Annotated in this window: 20 protein-coding genes; 11 read left to right on the top strand and 9 right to left on the bottom strand. The window is 66.5% G+C overall.

Going from position 1 to position 22,834, the window contains the following annotated elements:
- The 4 genes from ACED18_RS17360 to bchF form a co-directional block, all read right to left on the bottom strand.
- Window positions 1-1,634 (bottom strand): cobaltochelatase subunit CobN (locus tag ACED18_RS17360; protein WP_377294572.1); only part of this gene is annotated, 1,634 nt, incomplete at its 3' end.
- Complete coding sequence (gene bchB / locus ACED18_RS17365) at window positions 1,606-3,198, bottom strand: ferredoxin:protochlorophyllide reductase (ATP-dependent) subunit B (RefSeq protein ID WP_377294575.1); 1,593 nt, start codon at window positions 3,196-3,198, stop codon at window positions 1,606-1,608. The genes bchB and ACED18_RS17360, both read right to left, overlap by 29 nt.
- The gene (locus tag ACED18_RS17370) at window positions 3,195-4,553 is read right to left on the bottom strand and encodes a ferredoxin:protochlorophyllide reductase (ATP-dependent) subunit N (RefSeq protein WP_377294577.1); all 1,359 of its coding nucleotides are present in this window, start codon (window positions 4,551-4,553) and stop codon (window positions 3,195-3,197) included. The genes bchB and ACED18_RS17370 overlap by 4 nt, the downstream gene beginning before the upstream one ends.
- Window positions 4,550-5,074, bottom strand: coding sequence for a 2-vinyl bacteriochlorophyllide hydratase (gene bchF, locus ACED18_RS17375; protein WP_377294877.1), 525 nt, complete (start codon window positions 5,072-5,074; stop codon window positions 4,550-4,552). The genes ACED18_RS17370 and bchF overlap by 4 nt, the downstream gene beginning before the upstream one ends.
- A 237-nt stretch (window positions 5,075-5,311) precedes the next feature.
- Between bchF and ACED18_RS17380 the strand changes: the two genes are divergently transcribed.
- The 6 genes from ACED18_RS17380 to ACED18_RS17405 all read left to right on the top strand — a co-directional run bounded on the left by ACED18_RS17380 (window position 5,312) and on the right by ACED18_RS17405 (window position 11,659).
- Window positions 5,312-6,250, top strand: a complete 939-nt coding sequence (locus ACED18_RS17380; RefSeq protein WP_377294579.1) for a cobalamin-binding protein — start codon at window positions 5,312-5,314, stop codon at window positions 6,248-6,250.
- Window positions 6,247-7,695 carry a helix-turn-helix domain-containing protein gene (locus ACED18_RS17385; protein WP_377294581.1) on the top strand — a complete coding sequence of 483 codons (1,449 nt, stop codon included), beginning with the start codon at window positions 6,247-6,249 and terminating at the stop codon, window positions 7,693-7,695. The genes ACED18_RS17380 and ACED18_RS17385 overlap by 4 nt, the downstream gene beginning before the upstream one ends.
- A 120-nt stretch (window positions 7,696-7,815) precedes the next feature.
- Window positions 7,816-8,745: a chlorophyll synthase ChlG gene (gene chlG, locus ACED18_RS17390; protein ID WP_377294583.1), complete on the top strand. Its 930-nt coding sequence runs from the start codon at window positions 7,816-7,818 to the stop codon at window positions 8,743-8,745.
- 11 nt (window positions 8,746-8,756) lie between these two features.
- Window positions 8,757-10,121 carry a BCD family MFS transporter gene (locus tag ACED18_RS17395; RefSeq protein WP_377294585.1) on the top strand — a complete coding sequence of 455 codons (1,365 nt, stop codon included), beginning with the start codon at window positions 8,757-8,759 and terminating at the stop codon, window positions 10,119-10,121.
- A gap of 3 nt (window positions 10,122-10,124) precedes the next feature.
- A complete protein-coding gene (locus ACED18_RS17400) occupies window positions 10,125-11,378 on the top strand; it encodes a geranylgeranyl diphosphate reductase (RefSeq protein WP_377294588.1) in 1,254 nt (417 codons plus the stop codon).
- Window positions 11,375-11,659, top strand: coding sequence for a hypothetical protein (locus ACED18_RS17405; protein ID WP_377294590.1), 285 nt, complete (start codon window positions 11,375-11,377; stop codon window positions 11,657-11,659). Before ACED18_RS17400 ends, ACED18_RS17405 begins: the two co-directional genes overlap by 4 nt.
- Here ACED18_RS17405 and ACED18_RS17410 read toward each other — a convergent pair.
- Window positions 11,634-12,080 (bottom strand): TspO/MBR family protein, encoded by a 447-nt coding sequence (locus ACED18_RS17410; RefSeq protein ID WP_377294592.1) that lies wholly within the window; start codon window positions 12,078-12,080, stop codon window positions 11,634-11,636. The two genes, ACED18_RS17405 and ACED18_RS17410, sit on opposite strands and share 26 nt — an antisense overlap.
- A 257-nt stretch (window positions 12,081-12,337) precedes the next feature.
- On the opposite strand from ACED18_RS17410, the gene ACED18_RS17415 reads away from it, so the two are divergent.
- The 3 genes from ACED18_RS17415 to ACED18_RS17425 all read left to right on the top strand — a co-directional run bounded on the left by ACED18_RS17415 (window position 12,338) and on the right by ACED18_RS17425 (window position 15,973).
- Window positions 12,338-12,727: a c-type cytochrome gene (locus ACED18_RS17415; protein ID WP_377294594.1), complete on the top strand. Its 390-nt coding sequence runs from the start codon at window positions 12,338-12,340 to the stop codon at window positions 12,725-12,727.
- Between the two features lie 276 nt (window positions 12,728-13,003).
- Complete coding sequence (locus ACED18_RS17420) at window positions 13,004-14,929, top strand: 1-deoxy-D-xylulose-5-phosphate synthase (RefSeq protein WP_377294596.1); 1,926 nt, start codon at window positions 13,004-13,006, stop codon at window positions 14,927-14,929.
- A 126-nt stretch (window positions 14,930-15,055) separates the two neighbouring features.
- Window positions 15,056-15,973, top strand: a complete 918-nt coding sequence (locus ACED18_RS17425) for a B12-binding domain-containing protein (RefSeq protein ID WP_377294598.1) — start codon at window positions 15,056-15,058, stop codon at window positions 15,971-15,973.
- A 176-nt stretch (window positions 15,974-16,149) separates the two neighbouring features.
- On the opposite strand, the gene ACED18_RS17430 is transcribed toward ACED18_RS17425, so the two are convergent.
- The 4 genes from ACED18_RS17430 to ACED18_RS17445 all read right to left on the bottom strand — a co-directional run bounded on the left by ACED18_RS17430 (window position 16,150) and on the right by ACED18_RS17445 (window position 18,674).
- Entirely contained in the window at window positions 16,150-16,566 is a 417-nt protein-coding gene (locus tag ACED18_RS17430; protein ID WP_377294600.1) for a curlin, read from the bottom strand.
- 188 nt (window positions 16,567-16,754) lie between these two features.
- Window positions 16,755-17,153, bottom strand: a complete 399-nt coding sequence (csgH, locus tag ACED18_RS17435) for a curli-like amyloid fiber formation chaperone CsgH (RefSeq protein WP_377294602.1) — start codon at window positions 17,151-17,153, stop codon at window positions 16,755-16,757.
- A 59-nt stretch (window positions 17,154-17,212) separates the two neighbouring features.
- A complete protein-coding gene (locus tag ACED18_RS17440) occupies window positions 17,213-17,650 on the bottom strand; it encodes a curlin (protein ID WP_377294604.1) in 438 nt (145 codons plus the stop codon).
- Window positions 17,651-17,747: 97 nt separating this feature from the next.
- Window positions 17,748-18,674: a LysR family transcriptional regulator gene (locus ACED18_RS17445; protein ID WP_377294606.1), complete on the bottom strand. Its 927-nt coding sequence runs from the start codon at window positions 18,672-18,674 to the stop codon at window positions 17,748-17,750.
- A 124-nt stretch (window positions 18,675-18,798) separates the two neighbouring features.
- Here ACED18_RS17445 and ACED18_RS17450 point away from each other — a divergent pair, with 124 nt between their 5' ends.
- Window positions 18,799-20,406 carry a proton-conducting transporter membrane subunit gene (locus ACED18_RS17450; RefSeq protein ID WP_377294608.1) on the top strand — a complete coding sequence of 536 codons (1,608 nt, stop codon included), beginning with the start codon at window positions 18,799-18,801 and terminating at the stop codon, window positions 20,404-20,406.
- A 4-nt stretch (window positions 20,407-20,410) separates the two neighbouring features.
- Window positions 20,411-22,828, top strand: a complete 2,418-nt coding sequence (locus ACED18_RS17455) for a YbcC family protein (protein WP_377294610.1) — start codon at window positions 20,411-20,413, stop codon at window positions 22,826-22,828.
- The last annotated feature ends 6 nt before the right edge of the window (window positions 22,829-22,834 follow it).

Raw genomic sequence — 22,834 nt, forward strand, 5'->3', positions numbered from 1 at the left:
CCCGGCGCCGGGCCCCACTGCGCCTCGATGTCTGCGAGGTGGCGCTGGTGGCGCACATGGCGATCGACCGGAATGATGTCGTGGATATTGGCCTCCGTGCCCGAGAGGGCGGCATTGCCCTCAAGCAGCATCGTCTTCAGCGCCTCCGCGCTTTCGGGCAGTTCGACCGTGTAACCCTCGGCCTTCAGGCGCCGCAGCGTCTCGTAAAGGCTCTCGAAGACGGCGAGGAAGGCGGCCGTGCCGATGCTGCCGCCATTCGGCGGATAGTTGAAGAGGGTGACGGCGATGCGCCGTTCGGCGCGGGCGGTGTGGCGCAGCGTGGCGAGCGCGGCGAGGCGATCGGCAAGAAGCGCCACGCGCTCGTCATCGGGATGCATGCAGGCGCGGCCGGCCGGGCACTGGCCGACATCGCGGGCGCAGATGCAGGCCTTCGCCGCCCCGCCGCAATCGGAACGCCCGCCAATCACCATGGAGCCGATGGCGCCATCGAGTTCGGGGATCGCCACCATCAGCGTCGTCTCGATCGGCGTCAGCCCCTGCGTGGAGGCGGCCCAGACCTCGCGGGACTGAAACTCGGTGACGAAGGCCGAGAGATAGGGAACGTCGAGCCCTTCCAGCGTGCCGGCCGCAGCCGCCGCATCGCTATAGGCCGGGCCGCCGACCAGCGAGAAGCCGGTGAGCGAGCAGAGCGCATCGATACCAACGCCACCGCTGGCCGCGTCCATGTAGCGGGCAATCGCCGCGCGCATGTCGAGCCCGCTCGAAAAGACCGGCACGACCCGGAAACCGCGCGCTTCAAGCGCCGCGATGACAGCGTCATAATGGCCGGTATCGCCGGAGAGAATGTAGGTGCGCAGCAGCAGGAGGCCGATCGTGCCGCGAACCTCGGCGGGCGCGGGCAGGGTCCGCACATCCGTCGTCACGCGGGGTTTCAGGCGCGGATGATAAAGGCCGACATCGGGATAATCGACGGGATCGGCCGCCTGGATGCGTCCGGCCAGCGCCTTGCGATCACCGCGCGCGTAGCGGCCGACCAGCAGGCGCACCATGTTGGCGATGTTCTCGTCGGAGGCAGCGATGCGATATTGCAGGGTGAGGAAATAGGCGCGCACATCCTGCGCCGTGCCGGGCACGAAGCGCAGAAGCTTCGGCAGGCGGCGCAGCATGGCCATCTGCCGCTCGCCGGCTGTCTTGCCGCTGTCGCGCCCCTCGCGCGAGCTGGAGCCGCGCAGCTTCTTCAGGAGCGCCAGCGGCCCCTTCTGCTCCTCGCCCATGCGGAAGCGGCCCATGGCGGTGTATTTCATGATCGTGCCGGCCGACATGCAGCAGACCATGGCGTCACACAGCCGATGGCGCTCTTCCAGGACGTCGGCGATGGCGCGCACGTGCTCTTCAACGAAGATCATGGAGACGATGACGATGTCGCCGGCGCGGATGGCGGCGCGGCAGGCGGCAAGCTTGGCCGGGCTGTCGGCCCAGTCGGTGGCGGCGTGGACGGTGAGCGTCAGGCCCGGCATCTCGGCGACAAGGGCTGCGCGCGCATCATCGGCGGCCGCCACGATGTGGTTGTCGAGTGTCACCAGCACGACCCGGACCGGGGTGCTGTCAACGGGCGAAATGGGCTTTCGCGTCATACAGCGTCTCCACGGTGATGGACCTTATGCCGCGGCTGGCGGCAAAGGCCTCGGTGTTGCGGCGTGCCTTGCCGCGAACGAAAAACGGCACTTTCTTCAATTCCCGTTCGGCATCCGCCGTCCAGCCCGTACCGACATCGATGGCGGTGATGCTGTCGGCGCTTTCATCCGGCACCGGCTGCGCGGCCTCGGGGGCAGGCACGACGGGGGCGGGCGCCGCGGGGGCAACGGGATGGGGATGGAGATGCGAGGCGGCGGCCTGATCGTTGAATTCGAAATCGGAGCGGAACATCTGCAACAGATGTTCTTCGAGCCCCATCATCAGCGGGTGCACCCAGCTGTCGAAGATCACGTTGGCACCCTCGTAGCCCATCTGCGGGGCATAGCGGGCCGGGAAATCCTGCACATGGGCGGGGGCGGAAATGACCGCGCAGGGTAGCCGCAGCCGCTTGGCGATGTGGCGCTCCATCTGCGTGCCCAGCACCAGCTCCGGCCGGGCGGCCATGATGGCGTCCTCGACCTCCAGATGATCGTCGGTGATCAGCGGCTCGACGCCGTAGCGGGCGGCGGCATCGCGGATCTCGCGGGCGAATTCGCGCATGTAGGTGCCAAGCCCGCAGACGGTGAAGCCGAGTTCTTCCGTCGCGATGCGCGCGGCGGCGACCGCATGGGTCGCCTCGCCGAAGATGAAGACGCGCTTGCGGGTGAGGTAAGTGCTGTCCACCGAGCGCGCATACCAGGTCAGACGGTCGCGACCCGCCTGCGCCTTTGCCCCGAGCGCACGCGGCGGCAGACCGGCGGCCGCCCGCACCTCGGCGAGGAAATCGCGCGTCGCGCCGAGGCCGATCGGCACGGTGGAAACGATCGGCATGCCATAGGTACGCTTCAGCCACTGGGCGGCGGGATTGGCGATCTCCGGCGCGAGCACGATGTTGAAGGCCGCATCCGGCAGGCGGGCAAGATCGGCGGGGGTGGCGCCGAGCGGGGCCACCACACGCACGTCGATGCCCTCGCTTTCCAGGAGGCGACGGACCTCGGTGATGTCGTCGCGCACCCGGAAGCCGAGCGCGGTCGGCCCGAGAATGTTGCAGCTTGCCGGATCGATGGTCTCGGGACGCTGGCGGTTGGCGGCAAAGGCGCGGACGATCTGGTAGAAGGTCTCGGCCGCGCCCCAGTGCTCCTTGCGCTGGTAGCTCGGCAGCTCCAGCGGAATGACGGGCAGGCCGAGATCCAGCGTGCGGGCCAGGCCGCCCGGATCGTCCTGCAGGAGTTCGCCCGTGCAGGAGGCGCCGACGATGAGGGCCTCCGGCCGGAAGCGCTCGACCGCCTCGCGGCAGGCATCGCGGAAGATGTCGGCGGTGGAGGAGGAGAGGTCGCGGGCCTGGAAGGTCGTGTAGGTGACGGGCGGGCGCGAGGGACGCCGCTCGATCATGGTGAAGAGCAGGTCCGCATAGGTGTCGCCCTGCGGCGCATGCAGCACGTAATGCAGCCCCGTCATGGAGGCGGCGATCCGCATGGCGCCCACATGCGGCGGTCCCTCATAGGTCCACATGGAAAGCTTCATGACAGGCGCTCCCGGCTGGCGGCACCATCGAGCAGGGATGCGCGCATGAGGGGGCGGGCGAAGAGTTCGGCGAGATCGCCGGCCTGCTCGAAGCCCTGGATGGGGGTAAAGGCAAACTCGATCGACCACTTCGTCACCCGTCCCTCCGCCTCGAAGGGATTGGCAAGGCCGAGGCCGCAGACGATGAGATCGGGGCTGGCGGCGCGGCAGCGGTCGATCTGCCGATCCACATCCTGTCCCTCGCTGACGAGAACGTCCGGGGAAAGCAGGGCAAGCTCGCCCGCTACATGCTCCCGATGCAGATAGGGGCTGCCGACCTCGACGATCTCCGCGCCAAGCTCGCTCTGGAGATAGCGGGCAAGCGAGGGTTCCAGCTGCGAATCAGGAAAGAAGAAGACGCGCTTGCCGGCAAGCCAGTCGCGGTAATGGCCGGTGGCTTCTGCGGCGCGCTGCAGCGGCTTGGCGATCACCGCCTCGAAGAGCGAAGGGGCCACCCCGAAGGCATCGGCAATCGCGGCGAGCCAGGCCCGCGTCCCCTCGCCGCCGAGCGGAAAGAGCGCATCGATGCGGGTCGCGCCCGCCTTTTCCAGCGCGGCGGCGGTGGCACCGAGATAGGGCTGGGCGAGCACGTAGCGCGTGCCGGGGCCGATCGTCAGCGTTTCGGTGGCGCTGCGGCCGGGCAGGAAGGTGACGCCATCGATGCCGAGAGCGGCAAACAGGCGGGCGAACTGGTCTTCCACGACATCGGCCAGACAGCCGGCCACGACGAGACGGACGGGGCTCTGCGTGCCGGCCGGCGGGCGCCTGGCCGCGTCGGCAAGGAGAGCGGCCAGGAAATTGTCCTCGCCTTGCGTGAAGGTCGTCTCGATGCCGCTGCCTGAATAGGCGATCACGCGGCGGGCCGGCTGATGGCGGGCATCGAGCCGTTCGGCGGCGCGCGCAAGGTCGAGCTTGATGACCTCGGAGGGGCAGGAGCCGACCAGCACCAGCATGCGGATATCGGGCCGGCGGGCCAGCAGCCGCTCCACGACGCCGTCGAGCTCGTCATGCATGTCGGCGAGACCGGCCAGATCGCGCTCCTCCATGATGGCGGTGGCGAATCGCGGTTCGGAAAAGATCATCACGCCGGCCGCCGACTGCATGAGATGCGCGCAGGTGCGCGAGCCCACGATGAGGAAGAAGGCGTCCTGCATCTTGCGGTGCAGCCAGATGATGGAGGTCAGGCCGCAGAAGACTTCGTGCTGGCCGCGCTGGCGCAGAATGCGGCCGCTGCGCTCGCCATCCGCAAGCCCGGCAATCGGTGGCGGATTTGCGCACAGGCTGTCCAGCGCGCCGGGGGTGAAGGGCTTGTTCATGACGTGCGCCCCGCCACCGAAAACCCGCTCGTCCGCGTCGACACGGCCGGCGCCGAGAGCCTGGCCATGCGCAGCTTCCAGAGAAACTGTCCGGCATTCACGACATAGGTGGCATAGGCCGCAAGCGCCAATGCCATCAGCGCGCCCGGTGCCAGCAGGCCCCGAAACAGGCAGAGGAGATAGGCGGTGTGCAGCGCCAGGACGAGGATCGAAAAGACGTCCTCCCAGAAGAAGGCCGGCGCGAAGAGATAGCGGCCGAAGACGACCTTTTCCCAGATGGAGCCCGTGATCATGATGGCGTAAAGAGCGAGCGTCTTCACCACAACGGAGACGGATGCCGCCCACAGGCCCTCGCCGGTGGCAAGGTAGCGCAGCACGAGAGCGAGGCTGACGAGGAAGATGACGAATTGGACAGGCGCGAGGATTCCCTGCACCAGCGTCCACGGGCTCTGATCACGCCGGCGCCGTTCCTCTTCCGTGTAGAGGATGGGGTGTCCTGCCGATTGTCCGGTCTTGCCCATCACGCCTGTCGCCTCCCGAGCGGGTTCCGGCGGGTCGTCGGAACAGGGGGAGACTAATCCCCCAAACGACAAGGTGTCAACTTGAGTTGACGTAACTTTCGATTTACATCCTCTCCTATTCGCTCCATTCTAATGAAGCTCGTGGTTCTGCGTCCCTCTGGGTCTTCAGACAGCCTCGCGCCAGCAATGCTCGTGGTCGTTCAGGGAGGGCGTTTCGGCGCGGGGCGGATGCACAGGATGACAGGAGAACCCGGCGCAGGACCGCCGGAATCACCGGGAACACATCGACCGCCTGGCGGTTCGAAGGGATTGCTTGCTCCGACGGCGGCGGCAGGCTACCTAGGCTCGGGCGATCGGAATGAACTCCGCCGCATCATACAGGGGACGGTGGCTTCCATGACCGCCGAGAAACTGGCAACGCGCTATGACGTCGGACTGGAGCACGACCGTGACTACGACGGTGCTCTGGCGACTTTCTGCGACCTGCTGGTGGACCCGAAGGTCAGCCTGCCGGCGCTGCGTGACTTTCTGCGCACCGGCCTGCCGCAGGAGAGGCCGGATTTCTACCGTATCCTCTTTCTGGAAACGACGGCGCGCGTGCTGGGCCGCAAATGGGTAGAGGATGATTGCGACTTCCTCGACGTCACGATCGCGACAGCCCGCCTGCAGGAAATCATCCGGGCCATGTCGGCCGAATTCCGCGACATCCAGCTTGGCCGGACCATGCCGCATGTGCTGCTCGTCTGTCCGGCGGGAGAACAGCATACGCTGATGCTGCACCTGCTCGGCCTGCTCTTCGATGCGCTTGGCTGGACGCGCCAGATCATTGATGGCCGCGCCGCCTCCGGCGCACAGCTCGAGAGCGCCATCGAGCAGGCGGACGTCATCTGCATTGGATGGAGCAATGTGCGCCTGCGCGGCGCCTTTACCGATCTCGTCAGGACCATCCAGCGTCTTCGCCCCGACAAGCAGGCGCCGATCGTCGCAGGGGGTGTCGCAGCCCTCGATTGCATTGATTTTCTTGTGAGTTTAGGGATTGACTGCGTCTGTGACAGTGTTTACTCCGCTTCCAGAATCTGCGAATGCTTCTATGAGTTCAAGAAGGCTAGCCAACAGGCTCCAGGTCATGGCCGGGCGGCGGTGGAGACGGCCGGAAACGATTGGCTCGTTCCATGAAGACCCTCAACGGTCACGCTGACAAAGACGGGTTTGAGAGTGCCGTCGGGCTGCTGAAAGCGCTCGATCCCGATGCCGTTGGCGCGCTGGTCGGGCTCGGTGCCGACATCGTCCTCCTGCTCGACAACGCCCACGCCGTTCATCGCGTCTATCTCGCCGACGAGGAGTTGGGCCGTTTCGGCCTTGCGCGCGCCGAAGGCAAGAAGCTGCAGGATCTCGTCACCATCGAATCCGTGCCGAAAATCGACGCGATGCTGGCCGTGACGGGCGAGGCGCGCCGCGAGCGCGGCTATCAGGTCAATCACCGCGCCGCGGGGCGACCGGACCTTCCCGTCGTCTATTCGGCCTATGGCGCGCCGGGCTATCCCTTCACACTTGTCGTCGGACGGGAACTGCGCCAGCAGATGCGCGACCAGCAGCGGCTGGTCGATACGCAGATGGAGCTCGAATCCGAATATCGGGATCTTCAGGAAGCCGAGGCGCGATACCGGACAGCCTTTCAGATCTCCGCCGTCGGCCACATCATGGTGGACGGCGAAAAGCGTAGCGTGCTCGATGCCAATGCGGCGGCACTGTCGCTTCTTTCCCTCGGCACGAGCGGCGTCGTCGGAAAGCCGCTTCGCGAACTCTTCGACAAGGAGGAGCGCGATCGCCTGAGCGATGCCGTCGGCGAGGCGCGCCATGCGCCGCATCCCGTCACCGTCGAGACGATCCAGAGCGCCAGGGGCGTTCCCGTCTCCCTCAGCCTCAGGGCGTACCGGGAGAACGGCTTTACCAATCTCATCGTCTCGGTCTGGCCGAGCGGCGATACGGGCGAGGCACGACGCCAGCGGGTCGTCAAGGCAGAGCGGCAGGTGGTCGATCTCTCCGACCTGCCGGAAGCGGCCGTGCAGACCTCCTCCGATGGCATCGTGCTCGCTGCCAATGCGGCCTTTCTCGACATCGTCCATGCGCCCTCGCTGCCGCAGGTTCTCGGCCGCGGCATCGGCTCGTGGTTCTCGAAATCCGCGCTCGACATCCACGTGCTCTATTCGCGGCTCGCCGACGAGCAGGTGGTGCGCGGCTTTTCCTCGACGTTGACGGACAATCTGGCCGCCGACCGTCCCGTAACGATCTCGGCGCGGCGCAATGCCGATAGCGGGGAGATCCAGATGATCCTCGCCAGTCCCGCGATCCTGCCCGAGCGGCTGGCAATCCCGGCACCGGGCGCGGGTGAGCAGCAGGCGGAGGGCTTCGCCAATCTCGTCGGCAAGGTGCCGCTGAAGGACCTGATGCGGGAATCGCTCGATGTCATCGAGAAGATCTGCATCGAGGCCGCCCTCGACCAGACCCACAACAACCGCGCGCTCGCCGCACAGATCCTCGGCCTGTCGCGCCAGAGCCTCTACATCAAGCTGCGGCGCTACGGGCTGGAAGATTATCGGCCGGCCGGCGAGACGTCCTGACGTCCACCCGGTGTCAACTCCGGGCATCGCCCCGGGGATCCGGACGCTCAGAGCGGGTTGGAAGATGGGCAAGTGTCAATTTCATTTGACACCTTTCGCGGGCAGGCATAGCCTTTCCGCATGGAGATCACACCCTCACATAGCCTGCGGTCGGATGTCCCCAGCGTCTCCGCCATCATCGCGCTCCTGAAACCGATCACCTGGTTTCCGCCAATGTGGGCCTATGCCTGCGGAGCGATCGCGTCCGGTCAGCCGATCCTCGCCATGGCGCCGACGGCGCTGCTCGGAATCGTTCTTGCCGGTCCTTTGCTGTGCGGCTCCAGCCAGGCGGTCAACGACTGGTTCGATCGTCACGTCGATGCAATCAACGAACCGCACCGGGTCATTCCCTCCGGTCGCATGCCGGGCCGCTGGGGCCTGGCGATTGCGATTGCGACATCGCTTCTGTCGGCGCTCGTTGCGGCGCTTCTCGGGCCCTTCGTTTTCGTAGCGGCCCTCATCGGCATCGCCTTTGCCTGGGGCTACAGCGCGCCTCCCTTCCGCTTCAAGCGCAATGGCTGGCTCGGAAACGGCGTGGTCGGCCTGAGCTACGAGACGCTGCCCTGGATCACGGCGGCGGCTGCCCTGCAAGGCGGCACGCCGGCAGCCGGGACGCTTCTTGTCGCGCTGCTCTACGGCATCGGCGCCCATGGCATCCTCACCCTCAACGATTTCAAGTCGATCCGTGGCGACCGCCTGATGGGAATTTCGACCCTTCCGGTCCTGCACGGGGCGGCGAATGCCGCGCGCATCGCCTGCCTCGTCATGGCCGTGCCGCAGGTCGGCGTGGCGGGACTTCTCATCCACTGGGATCTGCCGGTCCTTGCCAGTGTGCTGGCTCTGCTGATCGCGGTGCAGGTGGCCTGCATGGCGCGCTTCCTCGCCGATCCCGTCGGCCGTGCCGTCTGGTACTCGGCAATCGGCGTCGGCCTTTACGTCAGCGGCATGATGATCACGGCGTTTGCGATGCGTGGGCTGACGCTTTCCGCCCTTTCCCTGCCAGCCGTCTGAAGGAGAGGACCATGCACCGCTTGCGCAGGTGGTTTTCTGGCAGGAGCGCGGATCAAGGCCTTGGCTGGCTCGACATTCTGCGGCTCGGTCTCGTGCAGGCCACGCTTGGGGCCATCGTCGTCCTCACCAATTCGACGCTGAACCGGGTGATGGTGGTGGAACTCGGCCTTTCCGCCGTCATTCCGGGCCTGCTCGTCGGCATCCATTATGCGGTGCAGATCACCCGGCCCGTCTGGGGCCACCGCTCCGATGCCGGCGGTTCGCGCACGCGCTTCATCCTGTCCGGCCTTGCATTGCTTGCGCTCGCGGGCACGCTCGCGGCGGCCACGACCTTCCTCTTCGAGCGCGATCCTCGGCTCGGCCTCCTCGTCGCCGTCATCGCCTATGTGCTGATCGGCATCGGCATCGGCGCCAGCGGCACCTCGCTGCTCGCCCTCATCGCAACGCGAACCACACCGGGGCGGCGGGCCAGCGCGGCGACGATCACCTGGATGATGATGATCCTTGGCATCATCGTCACCTCGGTTGTCACCGGCAGCATGCTCGATCCCTATTCGCACGCCCGTCTGGTAACCATCACCGCGCTGACCGGTGCGGCCTGCCTGCTGATTGCCTTCCTCGCCCTCTTTGGCATCGAGGCACGAACCGCGCCGGTCGACAGCGGCCCGGCGGAGGCGCCGGTGCCTTTCCGGGACAGTCTCCGGGATGTCTGGCAGGATCGAGAGGCGCGTCTTTTCACGCTCTTCATCTTCCTTTCCATGCTCGCCTATTCGACGCAGGACCTGATCCTCGAACCCTTTGCCGGCCTTCTCTTCGGCATGACGCCGGGAGAGACCACCAAGCTTTCCGGCACCCAGCATGCCGGCGTCTTCCTCGGCATGGCCGCCGTCGGAATCGGGGGCTGGCTGGCCGGACGACACGCGCCGTCGCTTGCCCGGCTTTTCATCGTTGCAGGCTGTCTTGGCTCGGCCGCGGCACTTGCCCTGCTTGTCACGGCAGCCTCGGCCGCGCCGCACTGGCCGCTGGTCACCACCGTCTTTGCCCTTGGCGTTGCCAACGGCATGTTCGCCGTGGCCGCCATCGGCACGATGATGGGACTTGCTGCGGGCGGGCGGACCAACAATGCCGGCATGCGCATGGGTGTCTGGGGTGCAGCGCAGGCCATCGCCTTCGGTCTCGGCGGCCTCACGGGCAGCGTCGTGCTCGATGTTGGCCGGCGCATCACCACCTCCGATCGCGAGGCCTTCATGATCGTCTTTTCGCTCGAAGCCGCGCTGTTCCTCGTCTCTACGCTCGTTGCGCTGCGCATCGGCATCCGCCGCCCCGCGGCTGCAGTTGTGACGCCGCTTTCCGATCAACCCGTGCCGGCGGAGTAGACCATGCAGACCGACAGCGAGACGACCGCCGCGGCTTCGACCGCACACTGGCCGGCCATTTTCGACGTCGCCGTCATCGGCGGCGGCCCGAGCGGGGCGATCGCGGCCGAATGGCTGGCGGCACGGGGCCGCACGGTGCTGCTCGTCGATCCCGGCGACCGCATCAAGCCCTGCGGCGGTGCCATTCCCTGCCGGACACTTGAGGACTTCGCGATCACGCCGGACATGCTGGTCGCGCGCGCCCACGCGGCCCGCATCATTGCACCCTCCGGCAAGGCGGTGGAGATGCGCATCGGCACCGCCGGCTATGTCGGGATGGTGGACCGCGCCAGCTTCGATCCCTACCTGCGCGACCGCGCCGCCGCCGCGGGCGCTCTCCGCTACACCGGCCGTCTCGAAGCCATCACGGAAAGGGCAGGGGAACCGCTGGCGCTCACCCTGTCACCATCGCGCAAGGCCGCGCCGGGATGCGGACCCGCCGAGGTCAAGGCACGGCTGGTGATCGGCGCGGATGGCGCGAATTCCGCGGTCCGCCGGCTGATGTTCTCACCCGCCGACAAACCGCGCTACGTCTTCGCCTATCACGAGATCATCGAGACGCCGGCCGTACCGGACCCCACGACCTTCAAGGCAGATCGCTGCGACGTCATCTATGACGGGCGCATCTCCCCGGATTTCTATGGCTGGGTCTTCCCCCATGGCGGACAGGTCTCGGTCGGCTGCGGCTCCGGCATCAAGGGCCACGACCTGCGGCGCGCCACGGGCGCGCTGCGCGAAGCGGCCGGGCTGGACACAGCACGCACTATCCGCCGCGAAGGCGCGCCCCTACCGCTGAAGCCCATGGGACGCTGGGACAATGGCCGCAACGTGCTCTTGATCGGCGACGCCGCCGGAACGGTCGCGCCATCCTCCGGCGAGGGCATCTATTATGCGCTGCAGGGCGGCCTGCTGGCGGCCGAGGCCGTCGACGACTGCCTGCGGACCGGTCGGACGGCGGCGCTGAAGACGGTGCGGAAGCGCTTCATGAAGGCGCATGGCCGCGTCTTCCTCATCCTGGGCATCCTCCAGGCCGTCTGGTACCGCTCCGACCGGATGCGGGAGAAATTCGTGACCATGTGCGCCGATCCGGACGTGCAACGGCTAACCTGGGAGTCCTATCTCGAAAAGCGCATCACGCGGCGCGATCCGCTGGCGCATCTGCGCGTTTTCCTGCGCGATCTCAAACAGTTGCTCACACCCGCCGCGAGACAGAAATGAGCGCGGTCATTGACTGGCTGATGGCAGGCTGGGTGGGGGCGGTGGCACTGATCGTCCTGTGGCTGGAAGTCGCGGTGCTCTGTCTTTCCGCACCAAGCCCCGGGAAGCGCCTCAGCGTCCTTGCCCCGAATGCCTTTGCCGGCAGTTTCTTGCTCGCCGCTGTGGGGCTTGCCCTCTCCGGAGCAGGTGCCGTTCCCATTCTGGCGCTGATGGCGGGATCGCTCGTCGCCCACGGCATCGACATGCTGGCACGCTTCAGGCGGCCGGATTCAGCCGCATGACGGCGCGGTTGAGAAAAGCCGCGGTGGTGACCCAGGCGAGGTAGGGGATGAAGAGCAGCGCAGCGAGCGTCGAGATCGGCCAGGCGGTGAGGATGAAGCCGAGGATCGACAACCAGAGGACGGCGATATCCGCAAGGGCGAGATCCATGCGCCGGCGGCCGAAGAACAACCAGGACCATGCGGCATTGACGAGGATCTGAACGACCCAGAACATCATCGGCAGCGACCATCCGGAAAGCGTCCACACGCTCCAGCCCGCATAGGCGATCGCCGCGTAAAGCACCGACCAGACGACAGGAAAGGCCCATTTGGGCGGCGTCCAGGACGGTTTGCGCAGGGTCTCATACCAGGGGCCGGGCTTGAAAACCGCGCCACTGGCGGCAGCGAGAACGACGACGGCGATGATAATGATGGCAGCCATGGGCGTTCCCTGTGATCCAAATCCACGCCGGGACACTACACATTCCGCCACTTTGCGCAAAGCGGCAGATTGCGCCCCACACATCATTGCGCCGCGGGCTGGAGGAGGCCTGACCGTGAAGACCAACTGGCTCGACCGTGCGCATCCAGGGCCGGATCCCGCCATTCCAGATGGGCGTCAAAACGATGAGCAACGGGTATTCACTTTTTCGTCAGATGCTCTAGCTTCAATTTCCCAGATATTACGGGAGGTAACGCATGTCCAAGCTTATCGCATTCGCAGCCAGCCTTGCCTGTCTCGCCGCCCCGACCTTCGCCTTCGCCCAGGCGGGCGATGCGGCGGCCGGCAAGACCGTTTTCAACAAGTGCATGGCCTGTCACAACATCGACACCGACAAGGCCAAGGTCGGCCCGTCCCTGAAGGGCGTGATCGGCCGCCAGCCAGGCTCCGTCGAAGGCTACAAGTATTCCACAGCCATGGTCGAATTCGGCCAGGGCAAGAAGTGGGATGAAGCCCTCCTGAAGACGTACCTCCCCGATCCCAAGGGGCTCGTCAAGGGCACCAAGATGGCCTTCCCGGGCCTGAAGGATCCCAAGGACGTCGACAACGTCATCGCCTACATCAAGACGTTCAGCACGGCCAATTGACGGGCTGAACCGGGCATAGATGCGACGCCGGCCGGCGCGGAGCCCACGGGGCACCGCGCCGGCCGTTTGTTTTTCAGGCCCCGGCCGCAAGGAAAGCGGGGCATCACCGCACAACACGGCCGTTCGTGTAAAAAAAAGTTTACAGATCGCAATTCTTCTCCGATGATGGCGTCATGGTGCCGCGTTCGGGAGAACGCCCCGGAAGGCCCCGGCGCATTGCGTGGCGGGGGTCTTTCAGAAGGGATGCGGAGCGGCTGCCTTGCGGGAGGAAACGCAATGGGCCACAGACCGACGCCGTCAGCGTCCCCGCTTCTCGACAGGATCCATGCACCGGCGGATCTTCGCTTGCTGAACGACGACGATCTCGTGCGTCTTGCAAGCGAACTGCGCCAGGAAACGGTTGCGATCGTTTCGGCCACCGGCGGGCATCTCGGCTCGTCGCTCGGCGTCATCGAACTCACCGTCGCGCTGCATGCTGTCTTCGACACACCGCAGGACCGCCTGATCTGGGATGTCAGCCATCAGTGCTACCCGCACAAGATCCTCACCGGACGGCGCAGCGCCATGGCACGGCTGCGCCGCAAGGACGGTCCTTCCGGTTTCACGCGCCGCAGCGAAAGCGCCCACGATCCTTTCGGCGCAGCCCATTCCTCCACCTCGATTTCCGCGGGCCTCGGCTTTGCCACGGGCCGCGATCTTGGCGCCGATTGTGGCGATGTCATCGCCGTCATCGGCGACGGCGCGCTATCGGCCGGCATGGCCTTCGAGGCACTGAACAATCTCGGGGCCTCGAAGCGCCGCCTCTTCGTCATCCTCAACGACAACAGAATGTCGATTTCACCGCCGGTCGGCGCCCTGTCGGCGCATCTCGATACGCTCACCGCCTCGCTGCGGCATACCACGGACGGTCACGAGGCCGCCGATACCGCGCAGGGCACGCCGGCGGCGCTCTTCAGCGCCCTCGGCCTCAGCTATGAGGGACCGATCGACGGCCACGATCTTCCGACGCTGCTCGCCACGCTCCGGCGGTTGAAGGATACCGCCGATGGCCCCGTGCTTCTGCATGTCGTCACGCGCAAAGGGGCCGGATATGCGCCCGCCGAGCGGGCCGCCGACCGCTATCACGGCGTCAGCCGCTTCGATCGCGAGACCGGCCAGCAGGTGGCGAGCCCATCGAACGGCCCTTCCTTTACCAAGGTCTTCGCCACCGCGCTGGTGAAGGAGGCAGAGCATGATCCGCGCATCGTTGCCATTACTGCCGCCATGGCGGCCGGAACGGGTGTCGATCTCTTCCAGCGCGTCTTTCCGGAGCGTGCCTTCGATGTCGGCATTGCCGAGCAACATGCCGTGACCTTCGCGGCTGGACTGGCAGCCGCCGGGATGAAGCCCTTCTGCGCCATCTACTCCACCTTCCTGCAGCGCGCCTACGATCAGATCGTGCATGATGTGGCGCTTCAAGGCCTGCCCGTGCGCTTCGCAATCGATCGGGCCGGCCTTGTCGGCGCAGACGGTCCGACACATGCCGGCGCCTTCGATATCGGCTACCTTGCGAACCTTCCGGGCTTCACTGTCATGGCAGCGAGCGACGAGGCGGAGCTCATGCACATGGTCGCCACCGCCGCGGCCCACGACAGCGGCCCGATCGCCTTTCGCTATCCGCGCGGCGAGGGCACCGGCCAGCCGCTTCCGCTCTGCGGTCAGCCGCTGCCCATCGGGCGCGGGCGGATTGTCGAGACGGGCGATACGGTAGCGCTCCTCTCCTTCGGCACCCGGCTCGGCCCCTGCCTGGAGGCGGCGGTAGCCCTTGGCCGGCGCGGCATCTCCGTGACGGTCGCGGATGCACGCTTTGCCAAGCCACTCGATACGGAGCTGATCGAGAGCCTCTATGGCGGCCACCAGCTCCTGGTGACGGTAGAGGAGGGGGCGACAGGGGGCTTCGGCGCGCTGGTGCTGCATCACCTTGCCGGTCGCGGACTTCTGGACGGACGCGGCGCGATCCGTACGATGACCCTGCCCGACCTTTTCATCGCGCAGGGATCGCCCGAAGAAATGTATGCCGCCGCACAGCTGACAGCAGGCGACATCGAAAGACAGGTGCTGCAGGCGCTTCCGCCGGTCGGCGCGATGGTCCGGGAAGCCGGGAACCGCGTACATGCCCGTCAGAGAAGTCCGGCTCCGGTGCTGCATCCGGAGGTACGGTAACGTCCATGCGCAGCATGTTCGACCTTGGGACCAGATCGATAAGCGTATGGCAGCGGGCCTGCTGATACGTTATGGTCGTCCGGACAACGGTCAAACGTTGCCATGGCCAAGGACCGGGAGGGGGAGATGGCCGACGAAACTTCAGACGACGCCGGACGCGTGAAGCCCGGTGTCAGAAGCGAACCGACCGTGCCGCAAAAGGGCGCGGACGGCGACGCACATCTGAGCGACAGCGACCACAGACTTCTGGAGCGTGCCATTCGCGGCTCCGTGTCCGGTCTCGTGGGAGCGGGACACCCCGAGCTCATGATCCGCAGCGCCGGCGATCTCAGCATCGGCCATGACCACCTCTTTCATCCCGAATTGCATCCGCTCGCGCGGCAAATGCCCGGAACCGATCAGGCCGTCGCCTTCCGTCCACGCCTGCTCACCTGTCTCACCGATGTCGATCCACGCCATCATCGCGCCTTCACGGACGAACTGCAGCGTTCCGGCGTTCCGGTGCGCACGCTCGCGGTCCATCTCTTCGCCCCCGTCGCCGCAAGCCTTGGCGACCTCTGGTGCACCGATGAAGCCGACCTGATGCAGGTGGCGGTCGCCTCGACCCGACTGAGCATGATCGTCAACCACCTGTCCCATGCCAGCATCGCACCCCAGGCAGAAGGAGCCAGGCAGAAGAGCATCCTGCTTGCCCGCACACCCGGCGCCATGCATACGCTTGGCCTGTCGATCGTCGCATCCTGTTTCCGCGACATGGGCTGGGGCGTGGAAGGCGGCAGCGACCTGGAGATCGACGAGGGCCTCTACCATCGCCTGGCGCGCAAGCCGTTCACGCTGCTCGGCATCTCGGTTGGCCGTATCGACGAGGTGGCGGCCTGCAGCGAAGTCATCCGCCGGCTCCACAGCACGCCGGCCACCCGAGACACCCGCGTGGCCGTCGGCGGCCCCGCCGTCATCGCAACCCCGAAAGCCTTCCAAGGCATCGGCGCCCACTTCATCACCCGCTCGGCGCTTGAAGTGGTGCAAATGGCAAGCTCCGCCTGACAGGCGGGGTGGGTCCGGCGGAGCCGCGTGGAGCAGTTTTGCGAGATAAGGTGTCTTATGGAACTGAAAACCTGTAACAGGTGCCGGGCCGATACCCGAACGGAATCTCTTAAGCCTTGAGACATCAAAGCCCGATCCGCCTGTAGCGAGACGGATCGGCCCACGAAGCGTGGCTCTTACCAGCCGTAGGAGAAGGTTGCGCCGCTGCCGCCGTTGCCGTCCTGGATGACGTCGGTGCGTGTGTTGCGACCGTACTGGAAGATCGCATAGGCGTTGTCGTCGCCGGTCTGCTGCAAGGTGGCGGAATGGCCGTCACCGCGCTGGCGGATATAGCCGAAATTGCCCCGACCAGCCTGCGAAAGGCCAGCGGCATTGCCGCGACCCAGCTGGCGGATCTCGCCGCTCTTCAGGCCGCGATAGAGCGAATAGGCACGAATGCCGGTGGAGAGCAGTCCGGCTTCATCCGCATTGCGCGGCGCGAGATTGAACGAGAAACTGCCGCCCGCATAGGCGGGAATGGCAACGGCACCCTGGCCGATCGCGGCGGCGAGCAGGATGACAGACAGGCGGTTGATGAGACGGGTGCGGGCCATGGTGATCTCCTGTGGCGGCTTGCCTTTGCGGATGATCCACTTTCCCATGGGCAGGCTGAATGCAGGCGGAACTCTCCGTTCAGTTGCCGTTCAGCGATGGGACCACCGGCATGCGGCCGATAGGAAAAGGGCGCCACAGACGGGCGCCCTTTGCAAGAGGAGGCGTAGGGATCGGATCGAAGACCGGCTCAGTCGTCAGCGGACTGGCGCGTGCAGCGAAAGCTCTTGCCGCCGGCTTCGACATCCAGCACCGCCTTGTAGCGCGTACCTTTCGCATCCACGGAGACGGAGGTCAGCGTCACGGCCTGACCCGGCCTCGCGTCGAATTCGCCGCCCTGGCTGATGGTCGCGGTGCCGCCGCCGCCGGACTTTTCGAGTTGCAGGGTGTAGCTGCCGGCGAGCGCCTTGTTGGCGTGAACCTGCGCGTCGAGGCGGATCATGCCGGCCTCGCGGGTGGCCGCAATCGTGCAGAGCTTGTCCGCGCTTGCCTGCCCAGCCGTCGTCATGGTCGCCATGGCGCCCACGGGGATGAGCGCGAGCGCGGCGAGGGTCAAGAGGCGGCGGGGATGGATGACGCTGTCTGGCATGGTGATCTCCCGAAGGTTACGATATCGATCTCGACCGGTGCTGCGTCAGGGGTGGTGGCTCAGTCGCAGGCCTGCACGAAGGCGGCGACATTGCCGTTGCCGGCCTGGCTGACATTGGCGTCGCAGCCACGGCCGACCTGTACGCCGGCGGCGATGTTGCCATTGCCGTCCTGGGTCAGGATCGTCGTGTGGTTGGAGCCGAACTGGCCGATGCCGGCGGAGTTGCGGCTGCCAGTCTGGTAGGTGGCGCCGTAATTGTTGTAGCCTTCCTGGCCGACGACCGAGAGATTGTGGCGGCCGTTCTGGCGGCCAACGATCCGGTTGTAGCTGCCATTCTGGTAGGTGCGGATCCGGTTGCGATACCCTTCCTGCTGGCCGCCGGCCGAGTTCGACCAGCCATACTGCTCGATGCGAACATCGTTGGCCATGGCGGGAACGGCGCTGGTGAAGCCGATGAGGGCAACGAGGGCGGTGGCAACGAAAGACGTGCGGTTCATGACTTCTGTCTCCTCAGGCGGATAAGACCGCGGTTGAACGTCTCCCTTGTAGACGCCCGCTTTGGAACAGAAGCTGAAGGGTGCATTCAGTCGCGGTTCAGGCGTCTCCGGCAATCACGCGCGCGCCCGTTTCCTCACCCGTCTGCTGCGACGCCACCTGCGAGAGAAGCGCGCGAATGAGCGGATTGGGAAAGCGGCGCTTGACGGTAACGGCGTAGAAGCTCTCCATCATGCCCGGCAGCGCATCGAATTCTGCAAGCAGGCCGCTCTCCAGCTCGCCTTTCACGACGATCGGCGGCAGCACGGCGAGCCCCACGCCCTCGCGGGCCAGAAGACGCATCATCGCCATGTCATCGACCTCGGCCGCGATCTGCGGCGTGATGCCGAGCCGCGCAACGAGTGCCTCGAACTGGGCGCGCACGCCGCTTTCCAGCGTCGGCAGGATCACCGGATGATCGCTGAGAAGGTCCGAAAGCCCTGCCCCCGGCGCGCGATCGGAAGGGCGGCCGATCAGGCTCACGCGCTGCTGGTAGATTTCCTGCGCAATGAAGGGTGTCACCGCATCGGTGCGCGGCGGCTGCGTGAGGAGCACGATGTCGAGGTTCAGGGCTTCCAGCGCCGACAGAAGCTCGCTGGTGCTGCCCGAGCGCAGAATCATGTCAGTATCGGCGCGGCCGAGAATCGGCCGGAGAAACTCGATCTGGAAGTTGCGCGACAGCGTCGCCAGCGCCCCGATTCGGATGGCGCGACGGCCGCGCCCGGTCTCGCGCAGTGTCTCGAGGAGTTCGTCGCCCGTCGAGAAGATCGCGTCGGCATGGTCGAGCGCGATGCGGCCGGCCTCCGTGAGGTAGAGCTGGCGGCCGCGTCGCTCGAAGAGCGCATGGCCAAGACGCGCCTCCAACTGCTTGATCTGAATGGAGAGTGCCGATTGCGACAGGTTCAGCCGCTCGGCCGCCCGGGTCAGGTTCCCGTCATGGGCGACGGCTCGAAAATAGCGCAGGTGGTGGTAATTCAGCTCCGGCATCATTCTATTTTATAGAACGAATTGCGATAAACAATGAATTTTTATTGGATTTAAGCGGCTGCTATTCGCTTCCTCCAGTCGCCGCGGCCGTCTCCCGGGCTGCGGTCGAGATTGGAGACCCGTCATGATCCAGGCCCTGATACCCGCCCTGCCGCTGCTGGCGCCGTTGCTTCTTCTCGGCGCGTCCGTCCATGCCTTCCGCGCGCCCGGCCTGCGCCCGCGCCGCGCCATCCTCGTCGCCGAACTCGCAGCGCTCGGTGCCCTGCTGGTCGCCATCCTCTCGGGCGTCGCGCTTTACGCCTATGGTCCCGGCACGGGCCCGGCCATCGGCTACGGGGTTGTCGCGCTCGCTACGCGGCTCGATCTCGTCAGTCTCATCATGCTGCTTCTCGTTTCCTTCATCGGCTGGCTGGTGCTGCGCTATGCCGGCACTTTCCTGGATGGCGAGGCGCGGCAGGGACCGTTTACCGGCTGGATGACGGCGACGCTCGCAGCCGTCCTTCTGCTCGTGCAATCCGGCACGCTGCTGCAGCTCGTTGTCGCCTGGATCGCAACCAGCCTCTGCCTGCACCAGCTCCTCCTGTTCTACCCCGAGCGGATCGCCGCACGGCGCGCGGCCCGCAAGAAGTTCATCGTCTCACGCACGGGGGATGCCGCGCTGATCGGGGCAGCAGTCTTGCTTGCCATCTCCTTCGGCACCGGTGACATCGCGACCATCCTTGCCAGCGCCCGCGCCGGGGAAGGCCTGTCGCTTGCCGTGCCGGCCGCCACGCTGGTGGCGCTCGCCGCGCTCCTGAAGTCCGCGCAGTTTCCGACCCATGGCTGGCTGACGGAGGTGATGGAAACGCCGACGCCGGTTTCCGCGCTCCTGCATGCGGGCATCGTCAATGCCGGGGGTTTCCTGCTTATCCGCTTTGCCGATGTTATGCTGCAGGCGCCGGTGGTGCTCGCCGTTCTCGTCATGGTCGGCGGCTTCACCGCCATCTTCGGCAGCGTCGTCATGCTCACCCAGCCGGCGGTCAAATCCTCGCTCGCCTGGTCGACGGTCGCGCAGATGGGTTTCATGATCCTGCAATGCGGTCTCGCGCTCTTCCCGATCGCGCTGCTCCACATCGTCGCCCACTCGCTCTACAAGGCGCATGCCTTCCTCTCCTCAGGCTCCGCGGTGGAAACGGTCGCCTCCATCAAGCGGCCCGGCCCCGTGGCCATCCCGGATGCGCGGGCGGTCGGGCGTGCGTTCCTGCTGGCGCTCGCGATCTATGCCGCGATCGGCGTGCTCTTCGGTTTTGCCGAAAAGCCCCCGCAGGCGCTGGCGCTCGGCGCAATCCTCATCTTCGGCGTCGCCTACCTCATCGCGCAGGGGCTGGCGGATGCCGCGCCGCGCGCGCTGACCTGGCGGACCTCGCTCTACGCGATCTCGGCCGCCACGGCCTATTTCGGCCTGCAACGCCTCGCCGACGGACTGCTCCACGGCACGCTGCCGGCAACCCCCGCGCCGGGCGCGCTCGAATGGACGCTGATGCTGCTCGCCGTCGTCACCTTCGGCACGGTGGCCATTGCGCAGTCGCTCTTCCCGCTCTGGGCCTATCACCCGGCAGCAGCGGGCCTGCGCGTCCATCTCGCCAACGGGCTCTACGTCAACGCCCTTTTTGATCGCCTGATCGACGGCTGGGCCCTGGCCCGCCCGTCCCGCGACCGCCCTGCCCTTGAAACCGCCGCCGTGAAGGAGTGACCCGATGACCCAGATCTCTCAGCCGAACAGCCTGCATGGCGAAGCTCTGGCACGCGCGGCCGATCAGGCGGTGCGGGCGATCCCCCCGGCCTGGCCGCTGACGGCGACGGTCGCCGTCAATCCCTTCGTCGGCCAGACGGGCGAAACGCTGGAACAGACCGCCGCGCGGCTCGCCCGGATTTCCGGCGTGCGGCTGGCCCTTCCCCGCCGCCAGATGGCGGCAAAGATCGCCGCCGGCGACATGACGGATGCGGACCTTCTGGACGCGCTCGCCACATACCCGGAAGCCGGAACCCTCGATCTCGCCGCCCTGAAGGATGCCCTGACCAGGGAAGCCGCCCCCGTCTCGGCCCTGCCGACGGTTGCGGACCTGGCGGCGCGCGCCACGAACAAGGACTGGCCGGGGCTCGTGACGGAGCGGATCGGCACCTTTGCGGCCGGCTTCTTCGACGAGGGGCAGGCGCTTTGGGCGGCCTCGCGGCGCAACGGCCTCTACGCCGCCTGGCGCGCCTTCGCGACCCATGATCTGACGCCCGAAATCCTTGGCCTCAAGGGTTTCGGAAGCCACGTGGCCGACACGCCGGAAACGCCCGAGGGTATGATCGAACGGGCCGCCGTCTCGCTCGGCCTTGGCGCCACGCCCGGCACCTATTTCCACCAGCTTCTCCTTGGCCTCGGCGGCTGGGCCCAGTTTTCCCGCCACATCCAGTTCACCGCCGAGATCGCCGGACGCAGCGACACGACCGCGCTGGAGCTGCTCGCCATCCGCCTCGTCTTCGAGGAGGCTCTCTTGAAGCAGCATCGGGCCGTGATCGATGCGGACTGGCAACAGGTACGGCGCCGGCACACCGCACCGCTTGCCGCCGATCCCGACATGATTATCGACGGCGTGCTGCAACTGGCTGCCGAACGCGCCGCTCAGCGCAAGCTCGCGGCCACGCTTGCCGCACCCGTCCCCGCACGGGCGGCACCGCAACGGCCCCTTCTGCAAGCCGCCTTCTGCATCGACGTCCGCTCGGAAGTTTTCCGCCGCGCGCTGGAAAGCGTCGATCCCGGCATCCGGACGCTCGGCTTTGCCGGCTTCTTCGGGCTCGGCACGCAGCATAAGGCCTTCGCCTCCGATATCGCCGAACACCGGCTGCCGGTTCTGCTGAAACCATCCGTCTTCAGCTGCAGCGAAGTGGAAAAGGGCGATGAGGCGGACCGGCAGGCGCGGTTCGGCGCGCGCGCCATCCGGGCCTGGGGTCGCTTCAAGCTCGCCGCCGTCTCCTCCTTCGCCTTCGTCGAGGCGATGGGGCCGGTCTATGCCGGCAAGCTGCTGCGCGATGGGCTGGGCTTCGGCAAGGGCAAGGGGCCGGAAGCGGCACGCCCGCGCTTTGCGCCGTCGCTCGATCTCGGAGCGCGGTCGACCATGGCCCGGACCGTACTCAACGCCATGTCGCTCACCGAAGGTTTCGGACGCTTCGTGCTGATTTGCGGCCATGGCGCCAATGTCGTCAACAATCCCTATGCGAGCGCGCTGCATTGCGGCGCCTGCGGCGGGCATTCCGGCGATGTCAATGCGCGGCTGCTCGCGGGCCTCCTCAACGACGGCGAGGTGCGCACGGCGCTGAAGGCTGACGGCATCGACATCCCCGCCGACACCGTCTTCATCGGCGGCCTGCACGATACGACGACCGATGCGATCACGCTGTTTGACGCCGATCTCGCCCAGTCGATCGAGGCGAAGGAGCGCAAGCAGCTGCGGCGCTGGCTGGCGGAGGCCGGCGGCCTTGCGCGGGCGGAGCGGGCGCTGCGCCTGCCGCATGCAAGCGCATCGGCGCTCGGCCGGCGCAGTCGCGACTGGTCGGAGGTACGCCCCGAACTCGGTCTTGCGGGTTGCCGGGCCTTCATCGCCGCGCCCCGCTCACGCACGGAAGGAAGGGCTCTTCAGGGCCAGGCCTTCCTGCATGACTATGCCTGGCAGAAGGATGAGGGTTTCCGCATTCTCGAACTCATCCTCACGGCGCCGGTCGTCGTGGCGAGCTGGATCAGCCTGCAATATTTCGGCTCCGCCGTTGCCCCGTCCCTCTTCGGGGCGGGCAACAAGCTGCTGCACAATGTCGTCGGCGGTATTGGCGTGGTCGAAGGCAATGGCGGAAACCTGCGCGCCGGCCTGCCCTGGCAATCCGTGCATGACGGCGTCGATTTCGTCCACGATCCGCTGCGGCTCACCGTGGCCGTGGAGGCGCCAACGGAGGCGATCACCGACATTTTGAGCCGCCATCCCCAGGTTCGCGCCCTCTTCGACCAGGGCTGGCTCCACCTCTTGGCGGTGGATGATCACGGCCAGCTCTCAAAGCGCTATGCCGGCAATCTCGAATGGGCCACGAGCGAGGACGTCCGCATCGAGGCGCGGGAGCGTCAGAAGAAGACGGGCTGAGCCTTC

Origin of the sequence: Rhizobium sp. SG2393, assembly GCF_042610495.1 — a bacterium.
In the GTDB taxonomy this organism is placed as follows: domain Bacteria; phylum Pseudomonadota; class Alphaproteobacteria; order Rhizobiales; family Rhizobiaceae; genus RU20A.